The organism is Bacillus sp. OV166, assembly GCF_900177675.1.
GTDB lineage: Bacteria > Bacillota > Bacilli > Bacillales > Cytobacillaceae > Neobacillus.
Genome location: NZ_FXWM01000001.1, coordinates 1,977,082 through 2,002,525, shown reverse-complemented (window position 1 = coordinate 2,002,525; position 25,444 = coordinate 1,977,082). Strand labels below are relative to the sequence as shown.

Here is a 25,444-nt window from a genome sequence, read left to right as displayed (position 1 = left end):
TTTCTTCCTCCTAATTAACTACAACCATTATTAAATTATTAATTAATCTTCAAATACTACATTTTAGGGTATTTAAAAATGAACATTTCTTCTTACATGGGATTATCAGACGTTCATTTTTATAAGATAAACTGACTTAAATCTTTATTTTTCGAAATAGCACCAAGTTTATCGTCGACATATTGTGGTGTAATAGTTATCTTCTCCATCGAAATTTCTGGAGCTTCAAAAGATAAGTCTTCTAAAAGCTTTTCGAGAATCGTATGAAGACGTCTTGCACCAATATTATCTGTATTTTGATTCACTTCAAATGCAACTTCGGCAATTCTACGAATAGCATCGTCAGAAAATTCAATTTGTATACCTTCTGTTTCCAATAATGCCTGATATTGCTTAATAAGGGCATTATCTGGTTCGATTAAGATTCTGAAGAAATCTTCCACAGTTAGCTTTGTTAATTCTACACGAATTGGGAAACGCCCTTGAAGTTCTGGAATTAAATCGGAAGGTTTCGCCATGTGAAATGCTCCAGCAGCAATAAATAATACATGGTCGGTTTTTACTGACCCATATTTGGTCACTACTGTTGAACCCTCAACTATAGGCAAAATATCTCTTTGAACCCCTTCTCTGGATACATCTGCAGAAGATCCTCCCGAATTTTTACTAGCGATTTTATCAATTTCATCGATAAAAATAATTCCAGCTTGTTCCGCACGATAAATGGCCTCAGAATTTACTTCATCCATATCAATAAGCTTAGACGCCTCTTCACTAGTCAGCACCTTGCGAGCTTCACGGACAGTCAATTTTCTCTTTTTGCGTTTTTTCGGCATAAAGCTGCTTAGGGCATCCTGCATATTCATTCCCATTTGTTCAATCCCTGAGCCTTGCAGCATATCAAACATGGATGGAGCTTGCTCATCTACTTCAACCGTAACGATTTCATCCTCTAGTTGACCAAGTGCTAATTTTTCTTTGACAATTTTTCGTTTTTCAGAAATCGAAAAATCCTCTTGATGTGTTTCTGGTTCAGTTGATGTATTCCCGCCTCCGAATAACATTTCAAGCGGGTTTTTATAGTTACTCGTTTTTTTGGCTGATGGCACAAGCAAATCAACTAGCCTGCTGTTGGCATTTTCTTCTGCACGTTCCTTCACACTTTGCATCCGTTCCTCTTTTACTAAACGAACAGAGGTTTCCGCAAGATCTCTAACCATGGATTCTACATCTCGCCCAACATAGCCTACTTCAGTAAACTTAGTTGCTTCCACCTTAATAAAAGGGGCACCCACAATTTTGGCAATCCTTCTGGCAATTTCTGTTTTCCCAACTCCAGTCGGACCTATCATCAATATATTTTTGGGGATAATTTCATCCCTAAGTTTTTCATTTAACAAACCTCTTCTATAGCGATTTCTTAAGGCAACAGCAACCGCTTTCTTAGCATCCTTTTGTCCAATTATATATTGATCAAGTTTTTCAACAATTTGACGAGGGGTTAAATTAGTTGTTTTTCCCATGATAATTAGTCTCCTTCCCGTTATAGCTCTTCAACAATAATGTTATGGTTCGTATAGACACATATTTCAGCTGCTATTTCTAAAGAAGCTTTTGCTATTTCCTTTGCAGATAAATGGTCTCCTGAGTATTTCTTTAAAGCACGTCCAGCAGATAATGCATAATTTCCACCTGAACCAATCGCAAGAATTCCATCGTCAGGTTCAATTACTTCTCCAGTTCCTGAAACAAGCAGCAAATATTCACGATTCATAACAATTAGCATCGCTTCAAGCTTCCTGAGCACTTTGTCACTTCGCCACTCTTTGGCAAGCTCAACAGCAGCTCTTTGAAGGTTACCATTAAATTCTTCTAATTTTCCCTCGAACAGTTCGAAAAGAGTAAAAGCATCTGCAACAGAACCTGCAAAACCTGCTAATACCTTTCCATTAAATATCTTTCTTACTTTTCTCGCTGTGTGCTTCATCACTACCGCATTACCAAATGTCACTTGTCCATCACCTGACATTGAATATTCACCGTTATGATGGATTGCAAAAATCGTTGTCGCATGAAATTGGTTCATTAAGATGAGCCTCCCTTTGGAGTGATTTCTATTCACATTACCTCGCAGATAAGTATGTAACAGGTGAACTACCATTTACATGAAAGTTATGAAAACTGACTATGTTAACTGGAATATTTGACCTCATTACTTTATGGGTTATTACCACCATGTAGATAAGAAATTTTACTGATGTCATGTTGATTAGGTTCAAGTGTATATTTTGAGTAATTAAATTCTATTTGTAAATACTCAATAATTAACTTTAAAAAAACATTCACATTTGTCATAATATTCACCTCGCAAGGGCTACTAAATCGTAACATACTTCGTATTCCCTTGCAATAAACTTTACAAAACTTTCACAAAGTTCTGAATTGTTTCTAACGCTCTATTTGCGTGTTCTAAATTCCTCTCCTGCTTTCCTTTAATTCTTACCGGCAGCTCTGGAAATAAACCAAAGTTAGCATTCATTGGCTGAAAATTTTTAGCGTTCGTCGTAGTAATATATCGGGCCATGCTTCCAATCGCGGTCTCTTCTGGAAATTCAAGCGGCTCCATCCCTTGTATTAAACGCACTGCATTTATACCAGCAACTAAACCGCTAGCAGCAGATTCTACGTATCCTTCAACTCCAGTCATTTGACCAGCAAAAAATAAATCTTCACGATTACGGAATTGGTAAGTTGCTTTTAGTACCTTGGGAGAATTGATAAATGTATTACGGTGCATCACACCATATCGAATGATTTCCGCATTTTCTAACCCCGGTATTAATTGTATAACTTCCTTTTGGGCACCCCACTTTAAATGTGTCTGAAAACCGACAATATTAAAAAGTGTGCCAGCGGCATCATCTTGACGGAGTTGTACTACGGCAAATGGACGTTTTCCTGTTTTGGGATCCTCTAACCCAACTGGTTTTAACGGACCGAAAAGCATTGTTTTCTTTCCCCGTGACGCCATCACTTCGATTGGCATGCACCCTTCGAAAAAGACTTCCTTTTCAAATTCTTTTACTGGAACTGTTTCAGCGGATATAAGCGCTTCATAGAAACGGTTAAATTCTTCTTCAGTCATTGGGCAGTTAAGATAGGCTGCTTCCCCTTTATCATAGCGGGATTTTAAATAAACTTTCTCTAGGTCTATGCTTTCCTTTTCAAGTATCGGTGCTGCAGCATCATAAAAATAAAGGTAATCCTCACCGGTTAGCCCTTTGAGCTGCTCTGAAAGGTCTGGACTTGTCAGCGGCCCCGTCGCAATGATTGTTGTTCCCTCTGGAATTTCAGTTACTTCTTCATTAATAACCGTAACATTTTCATGGTTTTTAACCAAATCTGTTACTTTGGCGGCAAATTCATGGCGATCAACAGCTAACGCACCGCCTGCTGGAACAGAACAAGCATCCGCTGCAGCGATAATAACGGAATCAAGCTTTCGCATTTCTTCCTTTAACACCCCTACTGCATTTGTTAGTGTGTTGGCACGTAATGAATTACTACAAACTAATTCTGCAAATTTATCTGTATGGTGTGCAGGTGTTTGCTTCACTGGTCGCATCTCATATAAGCGAACCTTTACTCCACGCTTCGCAATCTGCCATGCTGCTTCACTTCCCGCTAATCCCGCACCGATTACGTTAATTGTGACATCTTTCATTTAGAATCCTCCTAATAGATACCATGGTTTTATGTAAATAAAAGGTAGTGCATGTACCTATCAATACTTTTCCCACTTTTAAGTCCAACTTGCATTGTACTATACGAATGAAAAAGAAAAAAGTTTTATGCAAATAACGAAGAGAGTGGACTATGCCCACTCTCACTTTAACTTTGCGGTTCTTCCTTGTAATCACATTTAACGCATTGAACTTGAACACCTTTTTTTAACTTCTTTTCAACAAGCTGCCCTTCACATTTTGGGCATTCCCTCGGTAATGGTTTATCCCAAGAGATAAACTCGCATTCAGGGTATTGTGTGCAACCGTAAAAGAGTCGCTTTTTCTTACTTTTACGCTCAATGATCTGTCCTTCTTTACAATTAGGGCAGGTAACACCGATTTCTTTAACAATCGGTTTTGTATTTCGGCAATCTGGGAAATTGCTGCAAGCCATAAATTTTCCGTAGCGACCCATTTTAAAAACCATAGGGTTTCCACAATTCTCACAGTCTTCACCAGCCGGTTCATCTTTGATTTCAACAGACTGCATCTCTTCTTCTGCTTTTTTTAAATGAATTTCAAAATCTTGATAAAACTCACCGATAATATTGACCCAAGGTACTTTTCCATCTTCGATATTATCTAAGCCCTGTTCCATTTTCGCTGTAAATTCGACATCTAGAATATCTGGAAAAAACTCTAAAATCAACTCATCGATAATTTCACCGAGCTCGGTTGGAACAAATCTTTTATTATCGAGTGCCACATAGCCCCGCTTTTGAATCGTGTCAAGGGTTGGTGCGTATGTAGATGGGCGACCAATACCAAGCTCCTCAAGTGTCTTAACAAGTCTTGCCTCCGTATACCTTGGCGGTGGTTGAGTGAAATGCTGCTTTGGCTCGATATCCTTTTTAAACACTTCATCCCCTTCTTTAAGGTCAGGAAGCATTCTGTCTTTTTCATCCACTTGGTCATCTGATCCCTCAACATAAAGCTTTATGAAACCAGGAAACTTAATTTTTGAACCATTTGCTCGGAAAAGGACATTACCATTTTGTAAATCTACGCTCATTGTATCCATGACGGCCTGAGCCATTTGACTAGCTAAAAACCGATCCCAGATTAATTTATATAATCGGTGTTGGTCTCTTGATAAAAATGTTTTTAAACTATTGGGATCCCTTAAAGTACTGGTTGGTCGAATCCCTTCATGTGCATCTTGGGCATTCGATTGTTTTTTCTCTTTTCTTTGTTCATCTTTTAAATAATCTTCACCATATTCTGAGCGGATGTAATTAGCCGCCTCTGTTTGAGCGACTTCAGAAATCCGTGTTGAATCCGTTCTCATATATGTAATGAGACCAACCGTACCCTCTTTGCCAAGCTCAATCCCTTCATAAAGCTGCTGTGCAAGCATCATCGTTTTCTTTGCTCGGAAGTTAAGTTTTCTGGCTGCTTCTTGTTGCAATGATGATGTAATGAAGGGAGGTGCCGGGTTCCTCTTTCTTTCCTTTTTGGTAACAGATACCACTTTGAATTTATTATCATCCATTTGTTTTAAAATGGTTTGGACATCTTGTTCAGATTTCAGTTCAAATTTTCCTTTGTCAGCTAAAGAAAAATATTGGGCACTAAAATGGTCTTTCCCCTTTAAAAATTCTCCATCAATCGTCCAATATTCTTCAGGGACAAAGGCTTTGATTTCCTTTTCCCTATCAATAATTAAATGGACGGCAACAGATTGTACCCGGCCTGCACTTAGACCTTTCTTTACCTTCTTCCAGAGCAACGGGCTGATATTATACCCAACCAGACGATCAAGAATCCTACGAGCCTGCTGAGCATCCACCAAATCCATATTAATTGGCCGAGGATGTTTAAACGACTCTTTTATCGCATCTTTTGTGATTTCATTAAAAACCACCCGGCAATCTGAATTAATATCGACAGATAAACTATGGGCTAAATGCCATGCAATTGCTTCCCCTTCGCGATCAGGGTCAGCTGCCAGATAGATTTTTTTTGCTTTTTTTGCCGCTGTTTTTAAGTCTTTTAAAACAGGACCTTTACCGCGGATTGTAATATATTTTGGTTCATAGCTATTTTCTACATTGACCCCCATTTGGCTCCGTGGCAAATCGCGAATATGTCCCATTGATGCTTTTACTTTATATTTATTCCCTAAATATCGTTCGATCGTTTTCGCTTTTGCTGGCGATTCAACGATTACAAGAAAATCTGCCATTTAAAAATCCTCCTTAAGAGGGAAAGTGTAGAAGCGCCCCGAATCTGGCAAATGCTGTTTCTAAGGTGCTAATCATTTGAGAAGCTTTCCTAAATTCCAGTTTTACCTAATTAGACCGGAGAAAATACTTTACAAAACTGCCCTATCCCAAGTTTTTCTTTATGTATTAATATGAATTTTATTTATTCCATTTCCAAATATTCTTTTTTTCGAACATCTGTTGGAAAATGTATAACAAATTAGAAAATAATGCAACCTTTTTTAGCTAAATTCTCCGTTTATTCATAAAAACCTTCAAAATTAACAATTTTTAAGCAAAATTTCTTTAGATAAGAGTCTTATCTAATTTCCTCTAAAATATCCTCTGCACCGGTTACAAGTTTAGCTCCTTGTTGAATTAATTCATTAGCCCCGATAGAATATGGATTAAAAATGCTTCCAGGCAAGGAAAATACATCTCTTCCTTCATTTACTGCAAAATTAGCCGTGATGAGTGATCCGCTTTTTCGTTTTGCTTCTATAATAAATGTCCCTTTTGACAAACCGCTAATAATTCGATTTCTAGATGGAAAATGCCATCTAAGCGGCTTAGTATCTGGAGGGTATTCCGAAAGAACTAGCTGGTTTTTCATCATTTCTAGGGCTAAGCTCGTATTTTCCTTTGGATAGATATGATAGAAACCACCAGCAATCACAGCTATTGTTTTTCCTCCATTTTTTATTGCATATTCATGTGCAAGGGCATCAATTCCCCGTGCTAAGCCACTAACAATTAGAACACCTTTGTCAATTAAACCTGGAAAAATCAACCGAATTGCATTTTTCCCATATTGAGTCGCTTGCCGTGAACCAACAACCGCAAGTTTGGGGTCTGTTTCAAGTAGCGAGAGATCACCCTTGGTAAACAATGCCCATGGCGGCTGATATATTTCTTTTAATAATGGTGGATATTCCTTATCTAAAATAGTAATGACTGTAATCTCATTTGTTTTGTATTGACGAATTTGATCACGAATAATGTCAGGATGAAGAGGTGCGCTAGAAGACTTTTCTGAAGGGTTATTGGTGGTAGTGGGTGGAAACAAGCATGTTTGCTGAGGGGATTGCTTTTGTAACTGATATAAGTTCTGCAGTGTCGGGTCTTTTTTTAGCATTTGTAAAACGGTGTTCCAGGAGATATTGGGGTAATGCAGCAAGGAAATTAGTTTTTCTTTGAATTCATCCATCTAAATATTTGCCTCCCTATAGATATAAAATTAGAATAAATAGCCCCTCGTTTTTGAGGGACTATCTGAAATTATCTAGTTGCACAATTATTAGTGGGTTTTACACTTTTCGTACAAACCTTGTTCTTTTAATACTTCAATTAATGTGTCACCCATCACAGATGGAGTGTCAGCTACCTTAATACCGCATTCGTTCATAACGCGGATTTTTTCATCTGCAGTACCTTTACCACCTGAAATAATCGCACCTGCGTGTCCCATACGTTTTCCTGGAGGCGCAGTACGTCCACCGATGAAGCCAACAACAGGCTTGGTCATGTTTGCTTTAACCCACTCAGCAGCTTCTTCTTCGGCAGTACCGCCGATTTCACCAATCATAATAACAGCATATGTTTCAGGATCTTCATTAAATGCTTTTAATACATCGATGAAGTTTGTTCCGTTTACAGGATCGCCGCCGATACCAACAGCAGTTGTTTGGCCTAATCCGGCTTGTGTTAATTGGTGAACCGCTTCGTATGTTAATGTTCCAGAGCGTGATACAACACCCACATGGCCTTTTGTATGGATATAACCAGGCATGATGCCGATTTTACACTCATCAGCTGTAATAACACCAGGACAGTTCGGACCGACTAAGCGCGTCTTTTTACCTTCCATATAACGCTTAACTTTAACCATATCCAATACCGGAATATGTTCAGTGATACAGATAGCAAGATCCAATTCTGCATCAACCGCTTCGATAATCGCATCTGCAGCAAATGGTGCCGGTACGTAAATAACGGATGCAGTTGCACCAGTTGCTTCAACAGCATCTTTAACCGTGTTAAAAACAGGCACACCTTCTACTTCCAACCCGCCTTTTCCTGGAGAGGTACCGCCAACAATCTGTGTACCATATTCAAGCATTTGCTTTGTATGAAACAGGGCTGTTGATCCTGTAATCCCTTGAACAATAACCTTTGTATCTTTATTAATAAAAACGCTCACGTTAATTCCCCTTTCTTCGATCCTATTTCACTAATGAAACGATTTTTTGTGCGCCGTCAGCCATGGATTCAGCAGCAATAATGTCTACACTTGACTCTGATAGGATTTTCTTACCTAAGTCAACATTTGTTCCCTCTAAGCGAACAACAAGTGGAACACTAAGTCCAACCTGCTTAGCTGCTTCTACTACACCCTCAGCAATAACATCACACTTCATGATTCCACCAAAGATATTGACGAAAATACCTTTTACGTTTGGATCAGAAAGGATAATTTTAAATGCCTCTGTAACCTTTTCAGCTGTCGCGCCGCCCCCAACATCAAGGAAGTTTGCGGGATCGCCGCCGTAATGTTTAATTATATCCATCGTTGACATGGCAAGTCCTGCGCCATTAACCATACAGCCAATGTTTCCATCTAAAGCAACATAGCTTAAATCATATTTAGATGCTTCAATTTCCTTTGCATCCTCTTCTTCAAGGTCACGGTACTCAAGTACATCTTTCTGACGATATAGGGCATTTGAGTCAAAGTTCAATTTTGCATCAAGTGCCATTACCTTACCGTCACCTGTAACAACGAGCGGGTTGATTTCCGCAATCGAGCAATCTTTCTCGATATAGGCACTATAAAGAGCCGTCATAAATTTTACAGCTTGATTAATTAATTCTTTTGGAATATTAATATTGAACGCAATTCGGCGAGCTTGGAATGGCTGTAATCCGACGACTGGATCAATTTCTTCTTTAAAAATTTTCTCTGGAGTCTTTTCAGCAACCTCTTCGATTTCCGTTCCGCCTTCTTCAGATGCCATTAGGACAACACGTGAAGTAGCGCGGTCTAATACTAAACCAACATAATATTCTTTTTTGATGTCACAGCCTTCTTCAATAAGCAGGCGCTTGACTTCTTTTCCTTCAGGACCTGTTTGGTGTGTTACAAGTGTTTTGCCGAGGATTTCGCTTGCATATGTACGAACCTCATCAAGGTTTTTCGCAACTTTAACACCACCGGCTTTCCCCCGTCCGCCAGCATGGATTTGTGCTTTTACCACACAAACCTGTGTGCCTAGTTCTTTTGCTGCTTCCACTGCTTCTTCTACAGTGAATGCTACTTTCCCATTCGGAACTGCTACCCCGTATTTTCTGAGGATCTCTTTCCCTTGATACTCATGGATATTCATTTCCCATCCTCCTATTCAAACTCTTCTAAAAACTGACTCCGTTTTCATTTTATATAATGACAGTTACCTTGTCTACCATTATGCTAAAAAATTATATACGTCTTTAAAAAAATTCAGAATAATCAATCATTTGTTTTGGATAAACCAAGGGAATCTACACCTTATTTGGTATAATTTGTTTTCTACAATAATAAAAAACAAGCAGTGCCTGCTTTTTATTATTGTGTTTTATAATTAAACAAAATCCTTTATTGGTGCGAAACTTTTTCTGTGATAAGAGGTTATTCCGTGTTTTTGGATGGCTTCGATATGTTCCTTTGTTCCGTAGCCCATGTTCTGTTGAAATCCATAGACTGGATAGGTCTGTGAAATTTCCTTCATCAAATCATCTCTTGCTACTTTCGCTATAATCGAAGCGGCGGCGATAGAGATACTTTTTGAATCACCCTTAATAATAGACTCAGAGGTAAAGGGGGTTTCCAGCTTCATTGCGTCAATTAGCAATAAATCCGGCTTTGGATCTAAGGATGAGATGGCAGCTTTCATCGCTTTTTTTGTAGCTTCATAAATATTAATTTCATCTATTTCCTTGGCATGGATCATTGCAATACTGAAGGCAATCGCTTCTTTTCTAATAATCGAATCGAATTCCAAGCGTTTTTTTTCAGAGAGCTTCTTAGAATCGTCTATCCCTGCTAAGTAAAAGTCTTTTGGCAAAATGACAGCTGCTGCAACCACCGGACCTGCAAGCGGCCCTCTACCCACTTCATCGATACCGGCAATCTTTTCATATCCTCTTTTGCGCCATTTATGCTCATAGACATTCATTTCAACAAACTTTTCTTTTAGTCGATGATTCTCCGCAAATTTCTTACTCCATCTATGTACCAGCTGTTGGACACCCTTCCGCTCATCTTGAAGAATACCCAACAAGAAAGGATCAGTTTCTACTGATATATTTTCCAATTGTCGTTCAATTTCTGCGATTGTTAATTGTTTCATTTTATCACCCGTTGTAATAATACCTTGTCAAATTTGTAAAAACAATAAAAATAACACCCAATATTCCAGATAAATTGGGTGCTGTTTCACTCTTTTCTTAGGCTAAAACAAAGTCTTTAAGTTTAAATGTTTTGTTCGTACCAAAAATTTCTTGTTCAAGTCTTCTTCCTGTCGGAGTTGCTGCAAGTCCACCCTCTGCAGTTTCCCTTAAGGAAGATGGCATGGATTGGCCAATTAAGAACATCGCATGAATGACCTCATCACAGGGTATTCTGCTTGTAATGCCAGCTAGTGCCATATCGGCTGCAGTAATGGCATTGGATGCGCCCATTGCATTTCGTTTCACACAAGGAACTTCAACAAGGCCTGCTACAGGGTCACATACCAATCCCAGCATATTCTTCAAAGTAATTGCCATCGCCTCTGCAGCCTGCTTTGGTGAACCGCCAGCAAGTTCTACAATTGCAGCGGCGGCCATTCCACTTGCTGAGCCTACCTCTGCTTGACACCCGCCAGCCGCACCAGAAATGGAGGCATTATTAGCGACAACGAAACCGAACGCTGCTGAGGTAAATAAAAACTCTATCATTTCTTCTCTTGTTGGATTTAACTTTTCTTTTACTGCAAATAATGTACCAGGTACAACGCCTGCTGAACCAGCAGTTGGCGTTGCACAGATTACGCCCATTGCGGCATTTACTTCATTGGTTGCCACCGCTTTACTGACGGCATCTAATAAAATGTTCCCGCCAAGTGCCTTGCCGCTTTTAATATAGTTTTGGAGCAGCACAGCGTCTCCACCGGTTAGGCCTGTATGGGAATGCACACCATTTAGACCTCTTTCCACTGCTTGTTCCATGATTGTTAAATTTTTATCCATTTTTCCGATTACTTCTTCTCTACTAAGACCTGAAACTTCTATTTCTTGACGAATCATTATTTCAGCTATTTTTACTTGATTGCTTTCTGCAAGTTGTACTAGTTCTGCTACATTTCGAAACATGAATATTCCTCCTGATGGGTGACAAATTTATCACTAAACAACCATGCGAATGATTTGTGTTACATTTGAAAGATTTTTTAATTCCTCAATAACTATATCCTCAATTCTCTGGTCGACTTCAATTACCATTAAAGCCATTTCACCTTTTTCTAACCTTGAAACCTCCATATGGCCGATATTAATTTCATAGGTTGATAAAACATTGGTTACTGCAGAAATGATACCAAATCGGTCTTGATGAACAACCAAAATGGCGGGATGTTCGCCCGACAGCTTTAACGGGAAAGAATTTAATTCTGTAATTTCAATGGTTCCGCCGCCAATAGAAATCCCCACCATTTCAAGCTCGTTTGCCTCATCATATAGATTAATTTTGACAGTATTGGGATGATCCACCACTGCCTCTTCAGTTTGAAATACTATTTCTAATCCAATTTCATTTGCTATTTCCAAAGATTTAGGCAATCGTTCATCACAAGTATCAAAATCTAATAGACCTGCGACAATTGCAAAGTCCGTTCCGTGTCCCTTATATGTTTTTGCAAATGAACCATACAATGAGATAATGGCTTTCTTTGGTAATTTTCCGAACAAGGTCCTTGCCACCCTGCCAATTCGTGCTGCACCTGCTGTATGAGAGCTTGACGGGCCAATCATAACCGGGCCGATAATATCAAACGCGGATCGATATTTCATTTAAAACGCTCCTTTTACCTCTAGTTGATAAATAGTAAAATTTACTATTTGGCTGCTTTTTTCTACAACATTTATTTCTTGTAATTCCTTAATTGTTTTAATTGGGTATTTTTTAAAAATAATCGAACCCTGGAGCTCCTATTACTTTGATGTGTATTACCGTTTTTCCCTTATTTTTAAAGTCTCATCAATTTGGTAATCATTGTGTGTTCGGATTTTTTGAAGATAATTGTAGATTGTAAACTTTGACACACCCAATACGCTAGCCAAGTACTCTGTCGAACCTTTTATCAAGAAAGCCCCTTTTTCTTCTAATCCACGAACACATTCAACCTTTTCGTCAAGGCTCAATAACCCTGGAGCTTTTTTAAATTCATGAATGACTTGATCCACCATATTCTGAATGACATCTTGGACAGTAGAATAAAAATTTTCAGATTTGGTATGTTCCAAATCATAGCTAATGAACTCTTCTAATTCCCCTCCAACTTGCATCAACAGAGAAATATCGTAATTCATACATAGGGCACCTATCACCTTTTGCTCATGGTCACGCAAAAAAACCGTTGAAGATTTCAAAATATTACCTTTACTTGATTGTGTTTTATAGTTGGGAATATCATGTACTTCAGAATAGGGCTTAGCTAGTTCTGTTAAGACTAAATCTGTTATAGGCGAGCCGATTTTTCTTCCTGTTACGTTACCCGCTAAATAAACTAATGACTTTTTCAAATCACTAAAATCATGAACCGCAACCTCACAGCGGCTGCCAAACATTTTCACTAGCATATCAGCCGTTCGAAAAGCTAAATTAAAAACAGGTTTATTACTGTCCTTCAATATTTTCCCCTCCCATAACTGAAAACGATTACAAAAGCATAAAATTAATTAGGTATGTCGTTTTTCAATTACATCAACAATCAAGATTGTATCATAGATTTCCTGACTTTAAAATAAAATTTTAATAGCTACAAAAAAATTGTAATAATTGAATTTTCATTAAAAATTGAAAATCAATAAGGATTGATGACAAAAAAATAGGCTCCCCAATTGGAGAGCTCGATTAAGACCTTATTCTTTATTCAACAATAAAATCTGCAGGTCGTTCAAATGTAATCCGACCAAACTTTTCTGACCTAATTTCCTTGATGACCAATTCTGAAACCTTATCATAATCAACGATACCACCAGCCATAAGACATCCACGCAGTACTCCTATTTTGTCAAACATCTCTACAACATCCTCAGGAAGGGTATCAAGATTGTACCGTTCTTTTAAACGATCTGGATATGCTCGTTCTAAATACTTTAGGGTATAGACAGTAAGATCCTGGAGATTTAATAACGTATCTTTGATTGCGCCTGTAACGGCAAGTTTTTTGCCGACTTCTTGGTCTTCAAATTTTGGCCATAATATCCCCGGGGTATCAAGCAGTTCCATTTCCTTCCCCACTTTAATCCATTGTTGGGCCTTTGTTACACCAGGCGTATTTCCTGTTTTAGCGATATTTTTCTTTGCCAATCGATTGATTAACGTCGATTTACCAGCGTTAGGAATTCCAACTATCATCGCTCGGATCGCTCTTGGATTGTTGACACCTCTAGCTCTTAAACGGTCAAACTTTTCCTTCAATATTTCCTTTGAAGCGTTGGCAATGTCTCTCATGCCTTCTCCCGCATGAGAATTTATTGCGAGTGCTTTAATACCTTTATTCGCAAAAAACTCAATCCATTCCCTTGTTGCTTCTTTATCCGCCATGTCAGCCTTATTTAATAAGACAAGCCTTGGCTTATGCTGAATGATTTCATCTATCATCGGATTTCTCGAGGAATAAGGAATCCTCGCATCCACTAATTCAAAAATAATATCTACTAATTTTAACTTTTCCGTGACCTCTCTGCGAGCCTTAGCCATATGGCCTGGAAACCATTGGATCGTCATAGCTGGCCACCTCCCAAACTCTATTTCACTGTTACGATATGTGCATCATTTAAAGGCCAGTAAACGAAACTGGTTTTACCGATAATTTTATCATAGGAAATGGTCCCAATATGCCGACTATCTTTACTGAAGCGGCGATTGTCACCCATAACAAACAATTCACCTTCCGGAACTGTTTTTCGTCCTATTTTTTCTTCCAAGGTAAATGGATCTGTTAACGGCCCATCCTCTACTTCTTTTTTATATTTATCCAAATATGGCTCTTTATACGCTTTTCCATTAACATATAATGTATCATCTTTATACTCAATTGTGTCGCCAGGCAATCCAATCACGCGCTTTATGTAATCCTTTTGTTCTGGTGCATGAAAGACAATGATATCAAATCGCTTTGGCTCACCAATATTATAACTAAACTTATTTACAATCATTCGATCCTGATCCTTCAATGTCGGCATCATCGATAAACCATCGACAACGATTGGAGCAAAAAGGAAGTACCGGATAACTGCAGCTAATATGACAGCAATCAAAAGGGCCTTTGTCCATTCCCAGAGTTCATTTTTCTTTTTTGTCATAACAATCCCCGCCATTCTACGTAAAAAAATGTTTTATAAATTTATTTTACATAACTTCAATAATTTTAACACGATGGGATCATATTTTTAATCAAACTTTAATAATTTGTTAAAAAATCAGCACCAATTTATAAACTCATAATTTAATATTACAAGGGCATCAAATTGATAATATAAAAAAAAGAGCCTGCTCCCGAGCAAGCTCTTTTTCTTTTCATATTATCGAATCTCTTTAATTCTTGCTTTTTTACCACGAAGGTTACGCAAGTAGTAAAGCTTAGCACGGCGAACTTTACCGCGACGAAGTACTTCTAGCTTCGCAATTTTTGGTGTGTGTACTGGGAAAGTACGCTCAACGCCTACTCCGTAAGAAATTTTACGAACGGTAAAAGTTTCGCTAATTCCACCACCACGACGCTTAATTACAACACCTTCAAATAACTGAATACGCTCACGAGTACCCTCGACAACTTTAACGTGTACACGTACAGTGTCACCAGGACGGAAAGCAGGAAGATCAGTACGAAGTTGTTCTTTTGTGATTTCTTCAATCAATTTTTGCATCGTTTTCAACTCCTTCCAACAGACGCTCATGCACATCAAACTCTTAATTATATTGCAGCGGAACATCGTTATAAGACCACAATCTGATTCGTATCAGCTCAAGTCACAAGTAGTATCATAACATAATTGCTAAACTCGCGCAATACTACTCGTATTCTTTTTTTACTTCTTTAAGCCATTTTTCCTGTTCATTAGTCAATTCTATTTTCTCAAGTAGGTCTGGACGTCTTAATATTGTTCGACGTAACGCTTCTTTATTACGCCATTCTTCTATTAATTTATGATTACCTGATAATAGAACTTCTGGAACCTTCAGTCCCCGGAAATCAGCAGGTCTTGTGTAGTGAGGATGCTCAAGCAGTCCTGTGCTGAAAGAGTCCTTCATATGAGATTCTTGATTTCCCAGCACTTCTGGTAAGAGTCGGACTACACTATCAACGATAACCATCGCACCAAGTTCACCGCCAGTTAAGACATAATCACCAATTGAGATTTCATCTGTTACTACATGTTCACGAATTCGTTCGTCATAACCCTCGTAATGCCCACAGATAAAAATCAAATGCTCTTCCTTTGCCAATTCCTCCGCTTTCCGCTGCTCATATCGTTCACCCTGCGGACAAAGAAGAATCACCCGTGGATTCGTACTTTTTGCTTTTTCCTTGAGGACTGTTACAGCATCAAAAATGGGCTGCGGTTTTAATACCATACCAGCTCCGCCGCCGTAAGGATAATCATCAACAGTTGAATGTTTATTATCAGCAAACCCGCGAAAATTGACGACGTTATAGTTGACCGCAGATTTCTCAGCAGCCTTTTGCAAAATCGATTGTCCCAGTACCCCGGTAAACATCTCCGGAAATAAGGTGAGAATATCTATTTGCATCATGAAAGTAACCCTTCGATTGGATCGATTAGTATGACTTTTTCTTTCACATCTACTTTCTTGACCACATCATGGATATAAGGGATTAGTATTTCTTTGCCGCCTTTACCTTTAACCACCCAAACGTCATTGGCACCAGGAGATAGAATTTCAGAAACTTTTCCAAGCTCCTCGCCTTTTGTTGTAGCAACAAGGCATCCAATAATCTCATGGTAATAAAATTCATCCTCATTTAATGTACCAAGCTGTGTTTCAGGTACTTTTAGAATTCCATCCCTAAATTTTTCTACTTCATTGATATTGTTATAACCTTCAAATGTTAGTAATTCAAAATTTTTATGGGTTCGGCGGCTTTTAACTGTTAGTTCAATCGGCGAACTAGAATTAGGCATAAACAAATATAATACATTTCCTGCCTTATAGCGTTTCTCAGGGAAGTCAGTCTTTGATATAACTCGGACTTCACCCTTTAGCCCCTGTGTGTTTACAATTTTTCCGACATTAAACCATTTTTCCATATCTTTACACCTCTAGCGAATATCTTCTATTATTCCGTCTTTTATGATAATTGTAGGTTGCCCAATCCGCCCGTCCCATATGTCACCTATCTTAATTTCAACGAGGGCTTGTACTTCCTTTTCCTTTAACTCACTGCCTAATGGCAGCATATGTAATTGTTCGATTTGAAACTCAATAAGCTTTTCTTTTTCCAAACGTTTATTGATTTCTTTTTCAAAATGATTCTTTAACGCTCCAGGGGAATATCCCTTGGTTTTTTCCAAACGCTTCAGCTCAAATTGAAGCTGACTAATCTCCCTTTGGTACTGCAGCTTTTGTGCCTCGTATTGGTCAAATAATCTTTTCTTACTATTTTCCGTTAGAATTTGTTTTACCACAACAGTTTGAATGATTTGCAAAGAAATGCCTCCCTCGTTCATTGAACTTTGAGAACTGTCTAGCTCCAGCGCCCAGCGGCTCCGCTTTTCTTATAGCAAAAAAGGGAGGAAATAATTCCTCCCTTTTATCTAGATGCAAAAAGCTATTCACCAATTTCTAGAAAAATTTTCTTTTGTTGTGATGATCCTGCTGCATAAACAACAGTTCTAATGGCCTTTGCAACGCGCCCCTGCTTACCGATAACTTTTCCCATATCTGTTTTATTAACAAATAACTGATAGGTTACACGGTTGTCGTCTTCCACGACATCCACACGAACGTCTTCTGGAAAATCAACTAGGGGCTTAACAATCGTTTCGACTAATTGCTTCATCGTCGTCCCTGAGTTACTTACTTAATTTTGCATTATGGAATTTTTCCATGATGCCTTGATTAGAGAAAAGGTTACGTACTGTATCAGATGGTTTAGCACCGTCTTGTAACCATTTAAGAGCTAATTCTTCGTTGATGTCAACTTTAGCTGGTTGCGCAACTGGATTGTAAGTTCCTACAACCTCAATGTAACGTCCATCACGTGGTGAACGAGAATCTGCTACTACGATACGATAGAAAGGAGTTTTGTTTGCTCCCATACGTTTTAAACGAATTTTTACTGCCATTTTAAATAAGCACCTCCGAATAGTTTCACACAAGATAGTATAATATCAATTCTTTTATAGTTTGTAAAGTGTTTTTTCTTTACATACAGTATTACCAATTTTCTACAGCTTAAAACGGCTTGAAAGGAAGTTTAAATCCACCTTTTTTCTTACCTTTTGCCTGCATTCCAGTCATTTGTTTCATCATTTTTTTCATATCTTCAAACTGTTTCAACAAACGGTTTACTTCAGTTACAGAACGACCGCTGCCTTTAGCAATTCGGTTTTTTCGTTTGGCGTTCAAGATTTCTGGATTATTTTTTTCAAGAGTCGTCATTGAACGGATGATTGCCTCAACATGAGCAATTTGCTTTTCATCAATTTGAAGATTATTTAACCCTTTAATCTTATTTGCACCAGGCATCATCTTTAATAGTTCATCAAGCGGTCCTAAATTACGAACCTGACCAAGCTGATCCAAAAAATCCTCAAGCGTAAACGTAGCTGTCCGCATTTTTTGTTCCAACTCTTTAGCCTTTTCTTCATCAACATTGGCTTGTGCCTTCTCAATCAAAGTCAGCACGTCACCCATACCAAGGATTCTAGATGCCATACGTTCAGGGTGAAAAGGTTCAAGTGCATCTAACTTCTCGCCTAGACCGACAAATTTAATTGGTGTTTGCGTTACTGCCCGGATTGAAAGTGCCGCCCCGCCTCTGGTATCACCATCCAGCTTTGTTAACACAACCCCAGTTAATCCGAGCTGTTCGTTAAAGCTTTGGGCCACATTGACTGCGTCTTGACCTGTCATGGCATCAACGACTAGGAAGATTTCATCAGGTTTAGTCAGTTCCTTAATGTCCTTTAACTCACCCATTAATGCTTCATCAACATGAAGTCGGCCGGCGGTATCAATAAGGACATAGTCATGATGCTCTTCTTTTGCTTTCGCAATGGCTTGCCTTGCAATTTCGACAGGGCTTACTTGATCACCAAGTGAGAAAACTGGCATGTCTAATTGCTTTCCTAGCGTTTCAAGTTGCTTGATCGCAGCAGGCCGATAAATATCTGCAGCAACAAGCAATGGCTTACGGTTATACTTTTTGCGAAGCAAGTTGGCAAGCTTTCCGGATGTTGTTGTTTTACCAGCACCCTGTAACCCGACCATCATAATGACCGTTGGCGGACGATTAGACACGGCGATTTTGCTTTGTTCTCCACCCATTAATTCCGTCAATTCTTCATTAACGATTTTAATAATTTGCTGTCCAGGTGTTAAGCTTTTCAGTACTTCCTGCCCAACGGCACGTTCACTGACCTTTTTCACAAAATCTTTAACAACCTTGAAGTTTACGTCTGCTTCTAGTAAAGCTAGACGTACTTCACGCATCATTTCTTTTACATCCGCTTCTGAAACTTTCCCTTTTCCGCGGATTTTTTGAATTGTATTTTGCAGTCGGTCGGCTAATCCTTCAAATGCCATTCATGCCGCCTCCTAATCTAAATTCTCCAACTCGGCAACAGCTTCTAACATTGCCTGCTTTGAAGGGTGATCCTCATTGAGCAATTCTTTTACATTTCTTAAAAGTTTGCTGCGCCCTTGAAATTTCTGAAATAATAGCAGCTTTTCCTCATACTCCTCGAGCATTGCCTCCGTCCGCTTGATATTATCATAAACGGCTTGGCGGCTTACATCATACTCTTCGGCTATTTCTCCTAAAGAGTAATCATCTAGATAATAGAGAGACATATAGCTTTGCTGCTTTGGGGTTAACAACGAATGGTAAAAGTCATAAAGATAGTTCATTCGTGTCGTCTTTTCAAGCATGCAATCCCCTCCAATGCGCATGTTAAGTGAAAAGCCTTTACATAAGTAGTTTACAAGGTCAGAGATTATCTGTCAAGATAATACCTTTACATACATTAATCTGCTTTTTCCACTTCATCTGCAAATAAACCATACACATATTTTTCCGCATCAAATTCTTGAAGGTCATCCATTTTTTCGCCAAGACCAACAAATTTCACAGGAATTTTTAATTCATTGCGGATGGCAAGGACGATTCCGCCTTTTGCCGTTCCGTCTAATTTTGAAAGAACAATTCCACTAACATTTGTCACTTCTTTAAAGGTTTTTGCCTGGATCAGGGCGTTTTGACCAGTTGTTGCGTCAAGGACTAAAATTACTTCATGAGGGGCCCCGGGAATTTCTTTTTCTATCACACGTTTTACCTTTTCAAGCTCCTTCATTAAATTTACTTTGTTTTGCAAGCGGCCAGCTGTATCACATAACAAAATATCTGTTTTCCGAGATTTAGCTGCCTGTATGGCATCGTACATAACCGCGGCAGGGTCCGACCCTTCCGATTGCTTAATAACATCGACGCCGACTCTTTCTCCCCAGACTTCAAGTTGTTCAATTGCACCAGCACGGAAAGTATCTCCTGCTGCTAATAGTACTTTCTTTCCTTCTTTCTTAAACTTGAACCCAAGCTTACCGATTGTTGTTGTTTTTCCAACCCCATTAACTCCAACAAATAGAATGACTGTCAGCCCGTCCTCTTGAATATTTAATTTTGAGGATTGTTCTTCACCCGCATTGTAGATATCAACCAACTTCTCGGATATTACACTTTGTACTTCCTGTGGGTCTTGGATGTTCCGGCGTTTAACTTCCATTTTCAACTCTTCAATCAGTTTCATCACTGTATCAAAGCCTACATCAGCCTGGATCATGATTTCTTCTAATTCTTCAAAAAAGTCTTCATCTACTTTACGGTACCTAGCAACAAGGTCGTTAACTTTTCCTGAGAAATTATCCCTTGTTTTTGTAAGACCTTCTTTAAACTTCTCTGTCACTGTATCCGTGGATTTTGTCATTTTTTCTTTTAATTTTTTAAAAAAACTCATTTTTTTCACTTCCTAATTTTAAGATTCAACAAGCTCTTTTGTTTCCTCTAAGCGAACAGATACAAGCTTTGAAACACCTGATTCTTGCATAGTTACCCCGTAAAGCACATCTGCTTCCTCCATTGTTCCTTTGCGGTGGGTAATTACAATAAATTGCGTCTCCTTACTATATCGTTTTAAATATTGGCTGAAGCGTTGGACATTGGCTTCATCCAATGCTGCTTCTACCTCATCAAGGATACAGAACGGAACAGGCCGTACCTTTAAAATAGAAAAAAGAAGCGCAATCGCAGTTAATGCACGTTCACCACCTGATAATAAACCTAAATTTTGCAGTTTTTTACCTGGTGGCTGAGCAACAATTTCGACACCTGTATTTAACAAATCACCTGGGACAGTTAGAACGAGGTCGGCTCTCCCACCACCAAAAAGGGTTCTAAAAACCGGCTCAAAATGTTCACGAATTCCATTAAAGGTCTGTTCAAAGCGTTTCTTCATTTCTTCATCCATTTCGTCAATAACCATATAAAGGGTTTCTTTAGCTTCCTGGAGATCGTTCTTCTGTTCATTAAGGAACTCATACCGTTCTGAGACACGCTCATACTCTTCAATCGCACCAATGTTGACATTACCAAGTTCTTCAATGGCCAGTTTGATAAGTTTGACCTTTTTTCTCGCTTCTTCAATCGATATCGTTAATGGATATTGTACCTTCGCACCTTCAAACGATAAAAGATATTCTTCTCTTAACCGTGCAAAACGGTTTTCAAGATCGACATCCAAGCGGTTGATTTTTACTTCCTCGTCTTTTAAAACAACAATCATTCCTCGGTGGAGTCTTTTTAGTTCTTTAACTTCCAATTCTAAGTCTTCTAAGGCCGACTTTAAGGACAATCGTTCTTCTCTTCTAACCGTAATTAACTGTAATGCTGCTTCTTTATCCTGTTGTTTTCTAATTGCAGCTGTTTCTAACTGTTCTTCACCTGATGAACTGTTTGTCATTTCCGAACTTAACAGATTAAGATCTTCTGTATAAAGAGCATTCTTTTGTTCACTCTCTTCTAAATCTGCTTGCAGAAGTGTCAACCGTTCTTTTGTGCTCATATACTGTTCATTTTTAGAAGCAAACGCTACTTTTAAATCATTTATTTCAATAGTTAGAGTCTCTTTCGAGGTCAAATCACTCGACTTTTGTTCGGTAAGCTTCGCTATTTGCGCCTCAAGCTTATCTATCGTTGTTTTGTATGTCTCCATTGCAATGGCTAATTCTTTTTTTCTATTTGTTAAGGTTGTTTTCTCATCAGAAAATTGCCCTTTTTCAAGGTCATAAATAGCTAAACGTTCATTGATATTTTTTTCTTCGAGCTCTGCTTGGCGAAGGTCACCCTTCAATGAAAGTTCATTTAATCTCAACTCTTCGCCATCTTTGCGCATTTCTTCAAGTTGTTTTTCTGTACGATGAACGTCTTCTTTTAATGACTTTACAAGTTGTTCTAGATAGGTGGTTTTGTCATCCATCACAACTAATTTCTCTTTTAATTCCTCAAGTTCTCCTTTACGAGTTAATAAGGATGAGTTTTTTTGTTTAATAGCACCACCTGTCATTGAACCGCCAGGATTAACGATATCACCATCAATCGTTACCATTCGGCAGCGGTATTGAAGAATTTTCGCTAATTCATTGGCGCCTTTTAAGTCTTTTGTAATGACAACATTCCCAAGCAGACTACTCATAACCTCCGAGTACTTTTGATCAAATTTAACTAGACTTACGGCTGTTCCAATAAAGGATGAATGATTTTGGATGGAAGCTATTTGCGCGAAAGACAACGGTCTTCCCTTAATGACACTTAATGGTAAGAAGGTTGCACGGCCAAAAGAATTCTGTTTCAAATATTGAATTGCTGTCCGCCCATTTTGTTCATTATCAACGACGATATGCTGCAAAGCCCCGCCAAAAGCTGTTTCTAAGGCAGTTTCATACTGTTTCGGAACAGTCACAAGCTCGGCAACGGCTCCCTCAATTCCCTTTAGGTTTTTCCCACGTGCTTTAAGGATTTCTTTTACTCCCTGAAAAAAGCCTGAATAATCTTCTTCCATTTCTTCGAGCATTTCTTTTCTGGACTTTGCCTGTTGGAGAATTTGGTAAGCCTGATAGAGTGTCTTTTCTTGTTTTTGATAATTATTTCTTGTGGTTTCAAGCTTATGCTGCTTTTCTCGAAAAGCTCCTACTTGATCTTCTATTTTTTGTTGTACTTCGTCTAATGCTGATTGGATAGTTGCTTTTTTATCCTTTGCAATTTGCCGTTCTTCAATAAACTTGTCATTCTCAACATCAAGTCGTGAACTTCTTCTGTCCTGCTGTTCCAGTTGCTGTTCAATGTATTTTATTTCATTTTTTGCGCCCGCTTGATCGTTTAGCCATTCGATATATTCACTTTTTAAACTCTCTATTTTATCTTCAATATTTTCGGTAAATAACTGCAGTTTCGCCTGTTTTCCCTTTAATTGAGCTTGTAATTGGGTAACCTGCTTACCAAGATCCTCGGCAGACATTGAAAGGATGTCGCGATTCATTTCTAGCTGGCTAATCTTTTCCGTTAGTTCCGAAATGTTCGTTTGAAGCTGTTCTTTATTTTGTGAAGCATTTTTCTTTCGTTCCTTTAAGACTTCTTTTCGGCCTTCCAGTTTTTCTAACTCCTCTGTAGCATGAAGAAGAACATTCTGTAGGTCGGTGATAGACTCATCAAATGCTGTCATTTGATCTCTTTTTTCAACTATTTTTGCTTCCTTTACTTGCAATTCAGAAGAGATTTTAAGTTCTTCCTCCTGATGTTCGTTCAACAGCTTGGAAAGGCCCTCCCATTTTTGATGAAGATCTTCAATTTCATACACTGTTAAGGCAACTTCAAATTTTTCAAGTTCCTCTTTCTTCTCCAGAAAATCTTTTGCCATTGAGGCCTGAATTTTTAATGGTTCTACTTGGCTTTCAAGTTCGTGTAAAATATCATTTACACGGTTTAAGTTGTCTTGTGTTTCAAACAGTTTTACTTCTGCTTTTTTCTTTCGATGTTTATACTTAAGTACTCCAGCTGCCTCATCAAATATGGTTCTTCGTTCTTCTGCTTTACTATTTAAGATTTCTTCCACTTTTCCTTGGCTGATAATCGAAAATGCTTCTCTTCCCAGCCCAGAATCCATGAATAAGTCGATAATATCTTTAAGTCGACACTGTTGCTTATTTATCAAGAATTCACTGTCACCTGAACGGGATACTCTCCTTGTGACACTTACTTCGTTATAATCAAGTGACACGCCTTGATCCTGATTATCCAAGGTTAAGGTTACTTCAGCAAAATTTAGGGGTTTTCTGGTATCGCTTCCCCCAAAAATAATATCTTCCATTTTACTGCCTCTAAGCGATTTGGCCGACTGTTCACCCAATACCCAACGAATAGCGTCGGTAATATTACTTTTCCCACTGCCATTTGGACCTACCACAGCCGTTACTCCTGGAACAAAATCAACTCCAATGCGATCAGCGAAGGACTTAAATCCAATAATGTCCAACCGTTTTAAAAACATTTCTTAATCCTCCCCATGCAGGCAAGCTGGACTACTTGCAAACATTTTGTCATTTCTAAGTTGTTTTTTCCCTTAATATGTCGAGAGCCATTTGGGCGGCATGTTGTTCGGCTTCCTTCTTTGATTTCCCCGTACCTACACCTAATTCCTTGCCATTCAACGAAACTTTCGATACAAATTCTTTATTATGGGCAGGCCCAATTTCTTGAAGGACGCGATATTCAATAGCGCCTGTCCCATCCCGTTGAATGAGTTCCTGTAGCTGGCTTTTATAATCCATCACATGAGAAAAAGCACCGGCATTAATTTTAGGAAAAACTATTTTCTCGAGAAATTTAATGACTGTTTCAATTCCTTGGTCTAAATAAAGAGCTCCAATGAACGCCTCAAAAACATCTGCTAGTAAGGCGGGACGCTCTCTTCCGCCTGTCATCTCTTCCCCTTTACCCAACAAAACTAATTTTCCGAAATTCAGTTCGTTGGCAAATGATACAAGAGATGGCTCGCAAACAATTGCAGCCCGAAGTTTCGTTAATTCTCCCTCTGTCATCGTAGGATATTTTTTGTATAGGAATTGTGAAACAGTTAACTCAAGAACGGCATCTCCTAAAAACTCAAGCCTCTCATTATCTTCAAAAGGCTTTCTTCGATGCTCATTCACATAAGATGAATGAGTAAAAGCTTGTTTTAATAATTTCTCGTTTTCAATCGTAATACCAATCGTATTTTGAAAACCCTTAAATAGATTTTCTTTTGCGCGATTATTTAAATCTTTTTCATTATTATTTCTGCGCATATAAAACGTCTCCACCTTGCATTAAATAATTTACACACCACTCAAGTATAAGTTTAAAAAAAGTATTTAGCAAAACGCAAAGAAACTTGGCATCACAGTTGGAAGCCAAGTTCTATTTTACAGAATAAAGCTCCGTTTGAAAACGGAGCTTTTGTGAATAAATCCAACGATTACTTTGTGCTTTGTATGTAATTAACAGCGTCACCAACTGTGCTAATTTTTTCAGCATCATCGTCAGAAATTTCCATATCGAACTCATCTTCTAATTCCATAACTAGTTCAACTACGTCAAGGGAATCAGCTCCAAGATCATCTTTAAATGAAGCTTCAAGTTTAACTTGAGATTCATCCACGCCTAAGCGGTCAACGATGATTTTTGTTACACGTTCTAATACCTCTGCCATGCCTGTTCACCTCCCCTCAAGCTATTATAGAGTATTTCAACAAAATAATACACTAAGTTTTTATTAAAATTGCTTTGAACTTTTATTACTGTCTAGCTCCAGCGCCCAACGGCTAGTGGTCTTCGCTCTCAACCCTACGATAAGTCAACATCGAATCTTGTGCAGCTCCGT

The 25,444-nt window shown here is 38.5% G+C and carries 25 protein-coding genes; all 25 read right to left on the bottom strand.

Going from position 1 to position 25,444, the window contains the following annotated elements; genetic code table 11:
• Positions 1 to 119 precede the first annotated feature (119 nt).
• The 25 genes from hslU to acpP all read right to left on the bottom strand — a co-directional run bounded on the left by hslU (position 120) and on the right by acpP (position 25,273).
• Entirely contained in the window at positions 120 to 1,523 is a 1,404-nt protein-coding gene (gene hslU / locus CCK98_RS09625) for an HslU--HslV peptidase ATPase subunit (protein ID WP_088086377.1), read from the bottom strand.
• A gap of 20 nt (positions 1,524 to 1,543) precedes the next feature.
• On the bottom strand, positions 1,544 to 2,086 hold the full coding sequence (hslV, locus tag CCK98_RS09620) for an ATP-dependent protease subunit HslV (protein WP_088086376.1): 543 nt from the start codon (positions 2,084 to 2,086) through the stop codon (positions 1,544 to 1,546).
• 330 nt (positions 2,087 to 2,416) lie between these two features.
• Positions 2,417 to 3,724 (bottom strand): FADH(2)-oxidizing methylenetetrahydrofolate--tRNA-(uracil(54)-C(5))-methyltransferase TrmFO, encoded by a 1,308-nt coding sequence (gene trmFO / locus CCK98_RS09615; protein ID WP_088086375.1) that lies wholly within the window; start codon positions 3,722 to 3,724, stop codon positions 2,417 to 2,419.
• 167 nt (positions 3,725 to 3,891) lie between these two features.
• Positions 3,892 to 5,970 (bottom strand): type I DNA topoisomerase, encoded by a 2,079-nt coding sequence (gene topA / locus CCK98_RS09610; protein ID WP_088086374.1) that lies wholly within the window; start codon positions 5,968 to 5,970, stop codon positions 3,892 to 3,894.
• A 338-nt stretch (positions 5,971 to 6,308) separates the two neighbouring features.
• Entirely contained in the window at positions 6,309 to 7,196 is an 888-nt protein-coding gene (dprA, locus tag CCK98_RS09605) for a DNA-processing protein DprA (RefSeq protein WP_088086373.1), read from the bottom strand.
• Between the two features lie 90 nt (positions 7,197 to 7,286).
• Complete coding sequence (gene sucD / locus CCK98_RS09600) at positions 7,287 to 8,189, bottom strand: succinate--CoA ligase subunit alpha (RefSeq protein ID WP_088086372.1); 903 nt, start codon at positions 8,187 to 8,189, stop codon at positions 7,287 to 7,289.
• A gap of 22 nt (positions 8,190 to 8,211) precedes the next feature.
• The gene (gene sucC / locus CCK98_RS09595; protein WP_088086371.1) at positions 8,212 to 9,372 is read right to left on the bottom strand and encodes an ADP-forming succinate--CoA ligase subunit beta; all 1,161 of its coding nucleotides are present in this window, start codon (positions 9,370 to 9,372) and stop codon (positions 8,212 to 8,214) included.
• Between the two features lie 234 nt (positions 9,373 to 9,606).
• A complete protein-coding gene (locus CCK98_RS09590) occupies positions 9,607 to 10,374 on the bottom strand; it encodes a ribonuclease HII (protein WP_088086370.1) in 768 nt (255 codons plus the stop codon).
• Between the two features lie 97 nt (positions 10,375 to 10,471).
• Positions 10,472 to 11,377, bottom strand: coding sequence for an L-serine ammonia-lyase, iron-sulfur-dependent, subunit alpha (gene sdaAA / locus CCK98_RS09585; protein ID WP_088086369.1), 906 nt, complete (start codon positions 11,375 to 11,377; stop codon positions 10,472 to 10,474).
• 33 nt (positions 11,378 to 11,410) lie between these two features.
• A complete protein-coding gene (gene sdaAB, locus CCK98_RS09580; RefSeq protein WP_088086368.1) occupies positions 11,411 to 12,073 on the bottom strand; it encodes an L-serine ammonia-lyase, iron-sulfur-dependent subunit beta in 663 nt (220 codons plus the stop codon).
• A 156-nt stretch (positions 12,074 to 12,229) separates the two neighbouring features.
• Entirely contained in the window at positions 12,230 to 12,913 is a 684-nt protein-coding gene (locus tag CCK98_RS09575) for a transcriptional regulator (protein ID WP_256942295.1), read from the bottom strand.
• Positions 12,914 to 13,151: 238 nt separating this feature from the next.
• Positions 13,152 to 14,015, bottom strand: coding sequence for a ribosome biogenesis GTPase YlqF (gene ylqF / locus CCK98_RS09570; protein ID WP_088086367.1), 864 nt, complete (start codon positions 14,013 to 14,015; stop codon positions 13,152 to 13,154).
• 20 nt (positions 14,016 to 14,035) lie between these two features.
• Positions 14,036 to 14,593, bottom strand: coding sequence for a signal peptidase I (gene lepB / locus CCK98_RS09565; protein ID WP_088086366.1), 558 nt, complete (start codon positions 14,591 to 14,593; stop codon positions 14,036 to 14,038).
• A gap of 219 nt (positions 14,594 to 14,812) precedes the next feature.
• Positions 14,813 to 15,157, bottom strand: a complete 345-nt coding sequence (gene rplS / locus CCK98_RS09560) for a 50S ribosomal protein L19 (RefSeq protein ID WP_026566443.1) — start codon at positions 15,155 to 15,157, stop codon at positions 14,813 to 14,815.
• Positions 15,158 to 15,302: 145 nt separating this feature from the next.
• Complete coding sequence (gene trmD, locus CCK98_RS09555; RefSeq protein WP_179196011.1) at positions 15,303 to 16,043, bottom strand: tRNA (guanosine(37)-N1)-methyltransferase TrmD; 741 nt, start codon at positions 16,041 to 16,043, stop codon at positions 15,303 to 15,305.
• Positions 16,043 to 16,561, bottom strand: coding sequence for a ribosome maturation factor RimM (gene rimM, locus CCK98_RS09550; RefSeq protein WP_088086364.1), 519 nt, complete (start codon positions 16,559 to 16,561; stop codon positions 16,043 to 16,045). Before rimM ends, trmD begins: the two co-directional genes overlap by 1 nt.
• A gap of 12 nt (positions 16,562 to 16,573) precedes the next feature.
• Positions 16,574 to 16,960 carry a YlqD family protein gene (locus CCK98_RS09545; protein WP_088086363.1) on the bottom strand — a complete coding sequence of 129 codons (387 nt, stop codon included), beginning with the start codon at positions 16,958 to 16,960 and terminating at the stop codon, positions 16,574 to 16,576.
• 122 nt (positions 16,961 to 17,082) lie between these two features.
• The gene (locus CCK98_RS09540) at positions 17,083 to 17,313 is read right to left on the bottom strand and encodes a KH domain-containing protein (protein WP_088086362.1); all 231 of its coding nucleotides are present in this window, start codon (positions 17,311 to 17,313) and stop codon (positions 17,083 to 17,085) included.
• Positions 17,314 to 17,326: 13 nt separating this feature from the next.
• Complete coding sequence (gene rpsP, locus CCK98_RS09535) at positions 17,327 to 17,599, bottom strand: 30S ribosomal protein S16 (RefSeq protein WP_088086361.1); 273 nt, start codon at positions 17,597 to 17,599, stop codon at positions 17,327 to 17,329.
• Between the two features lie 109 nt (positions 17,600 to 17,708).
• Positions 17,709 to 19,061: a signal recognition particle protein gene (gene ffh / locus CCK98_RS09530; RefSeq protein ID WP_088086360.1), complete on the bottom strand. Its 1,353-nt coding sequence runs from the start codon at positions 19,059 to 19,061 to the stop codon at positions 17,709 to 17,711.
• Between the two features lie 12 nt (positions 19,062 to 19,073).
• Positions 19,074 to 19,406, bottom strand: coding sequence for a putative DNA-binding protein (locus CCK98_RS09525; RefSeq protein WP_088086359.1), 333 nt, complete (start codon positions 19,404 to 19,406; stop codon positions 19,074 to 19,076).
• 95 nt (positions 19,407 to 19,501) lie between these two features.
• Positions 19,502 to 20,488 carry a signal recognition particle-docking protein FtsY gene (gene ftsY, locus CCK98_RS09520; RefSeq protein WP_088086358.1) on the bottom strand — a complete coding sequence of 329 codons (987 nt, stop codon included), beginning with the start codon at positions 20,486 to 20,488 and terminating at the stop codon, positions 19,502 to 19,504.
• A gap of 18 nt (positions 20,489 to 20,506) precedes the next feature.
• Positions 20,507 to 24,073 (bottom strand): chromosome segregation protein SMC, encoded by a 3,567-nt coding sequence (gene smc, locus CCK98_RS09515; protein WP_088086357.1) that lies wholly within the window; start codon positions 24,071 to 24,073, stop codon positions 20,507 to 20,509.
• Between the two features lie 55 nt (positions 24,074 to 24,128).
• Positions 24,129 to 24,869 (bottom strand): ribonuclease III, encoded by a 741-nt coding sequence (gene rnc / locus CCK98_RS09510; protein ID WP_088086356.1) that lies wholly within the window; start codon positions 24,867 to 24,869, stop codon positions 24,129 to 24,131.
• Between the two features lie 170 nt (positions 24,870 to 25,039).
• A complete protein-coding gene (gene acpP, locus CCK98_RS09505; protein WP_026566432.1) occupies positions 25,040 to 25,273 on the bottom strand; it encodes an acyl carrier protein in 234 nt (77 codons plus the stop codon).
• Between the last annotated feature and the right edge of the window lie 171 nt (positions 25,274 to 25,444).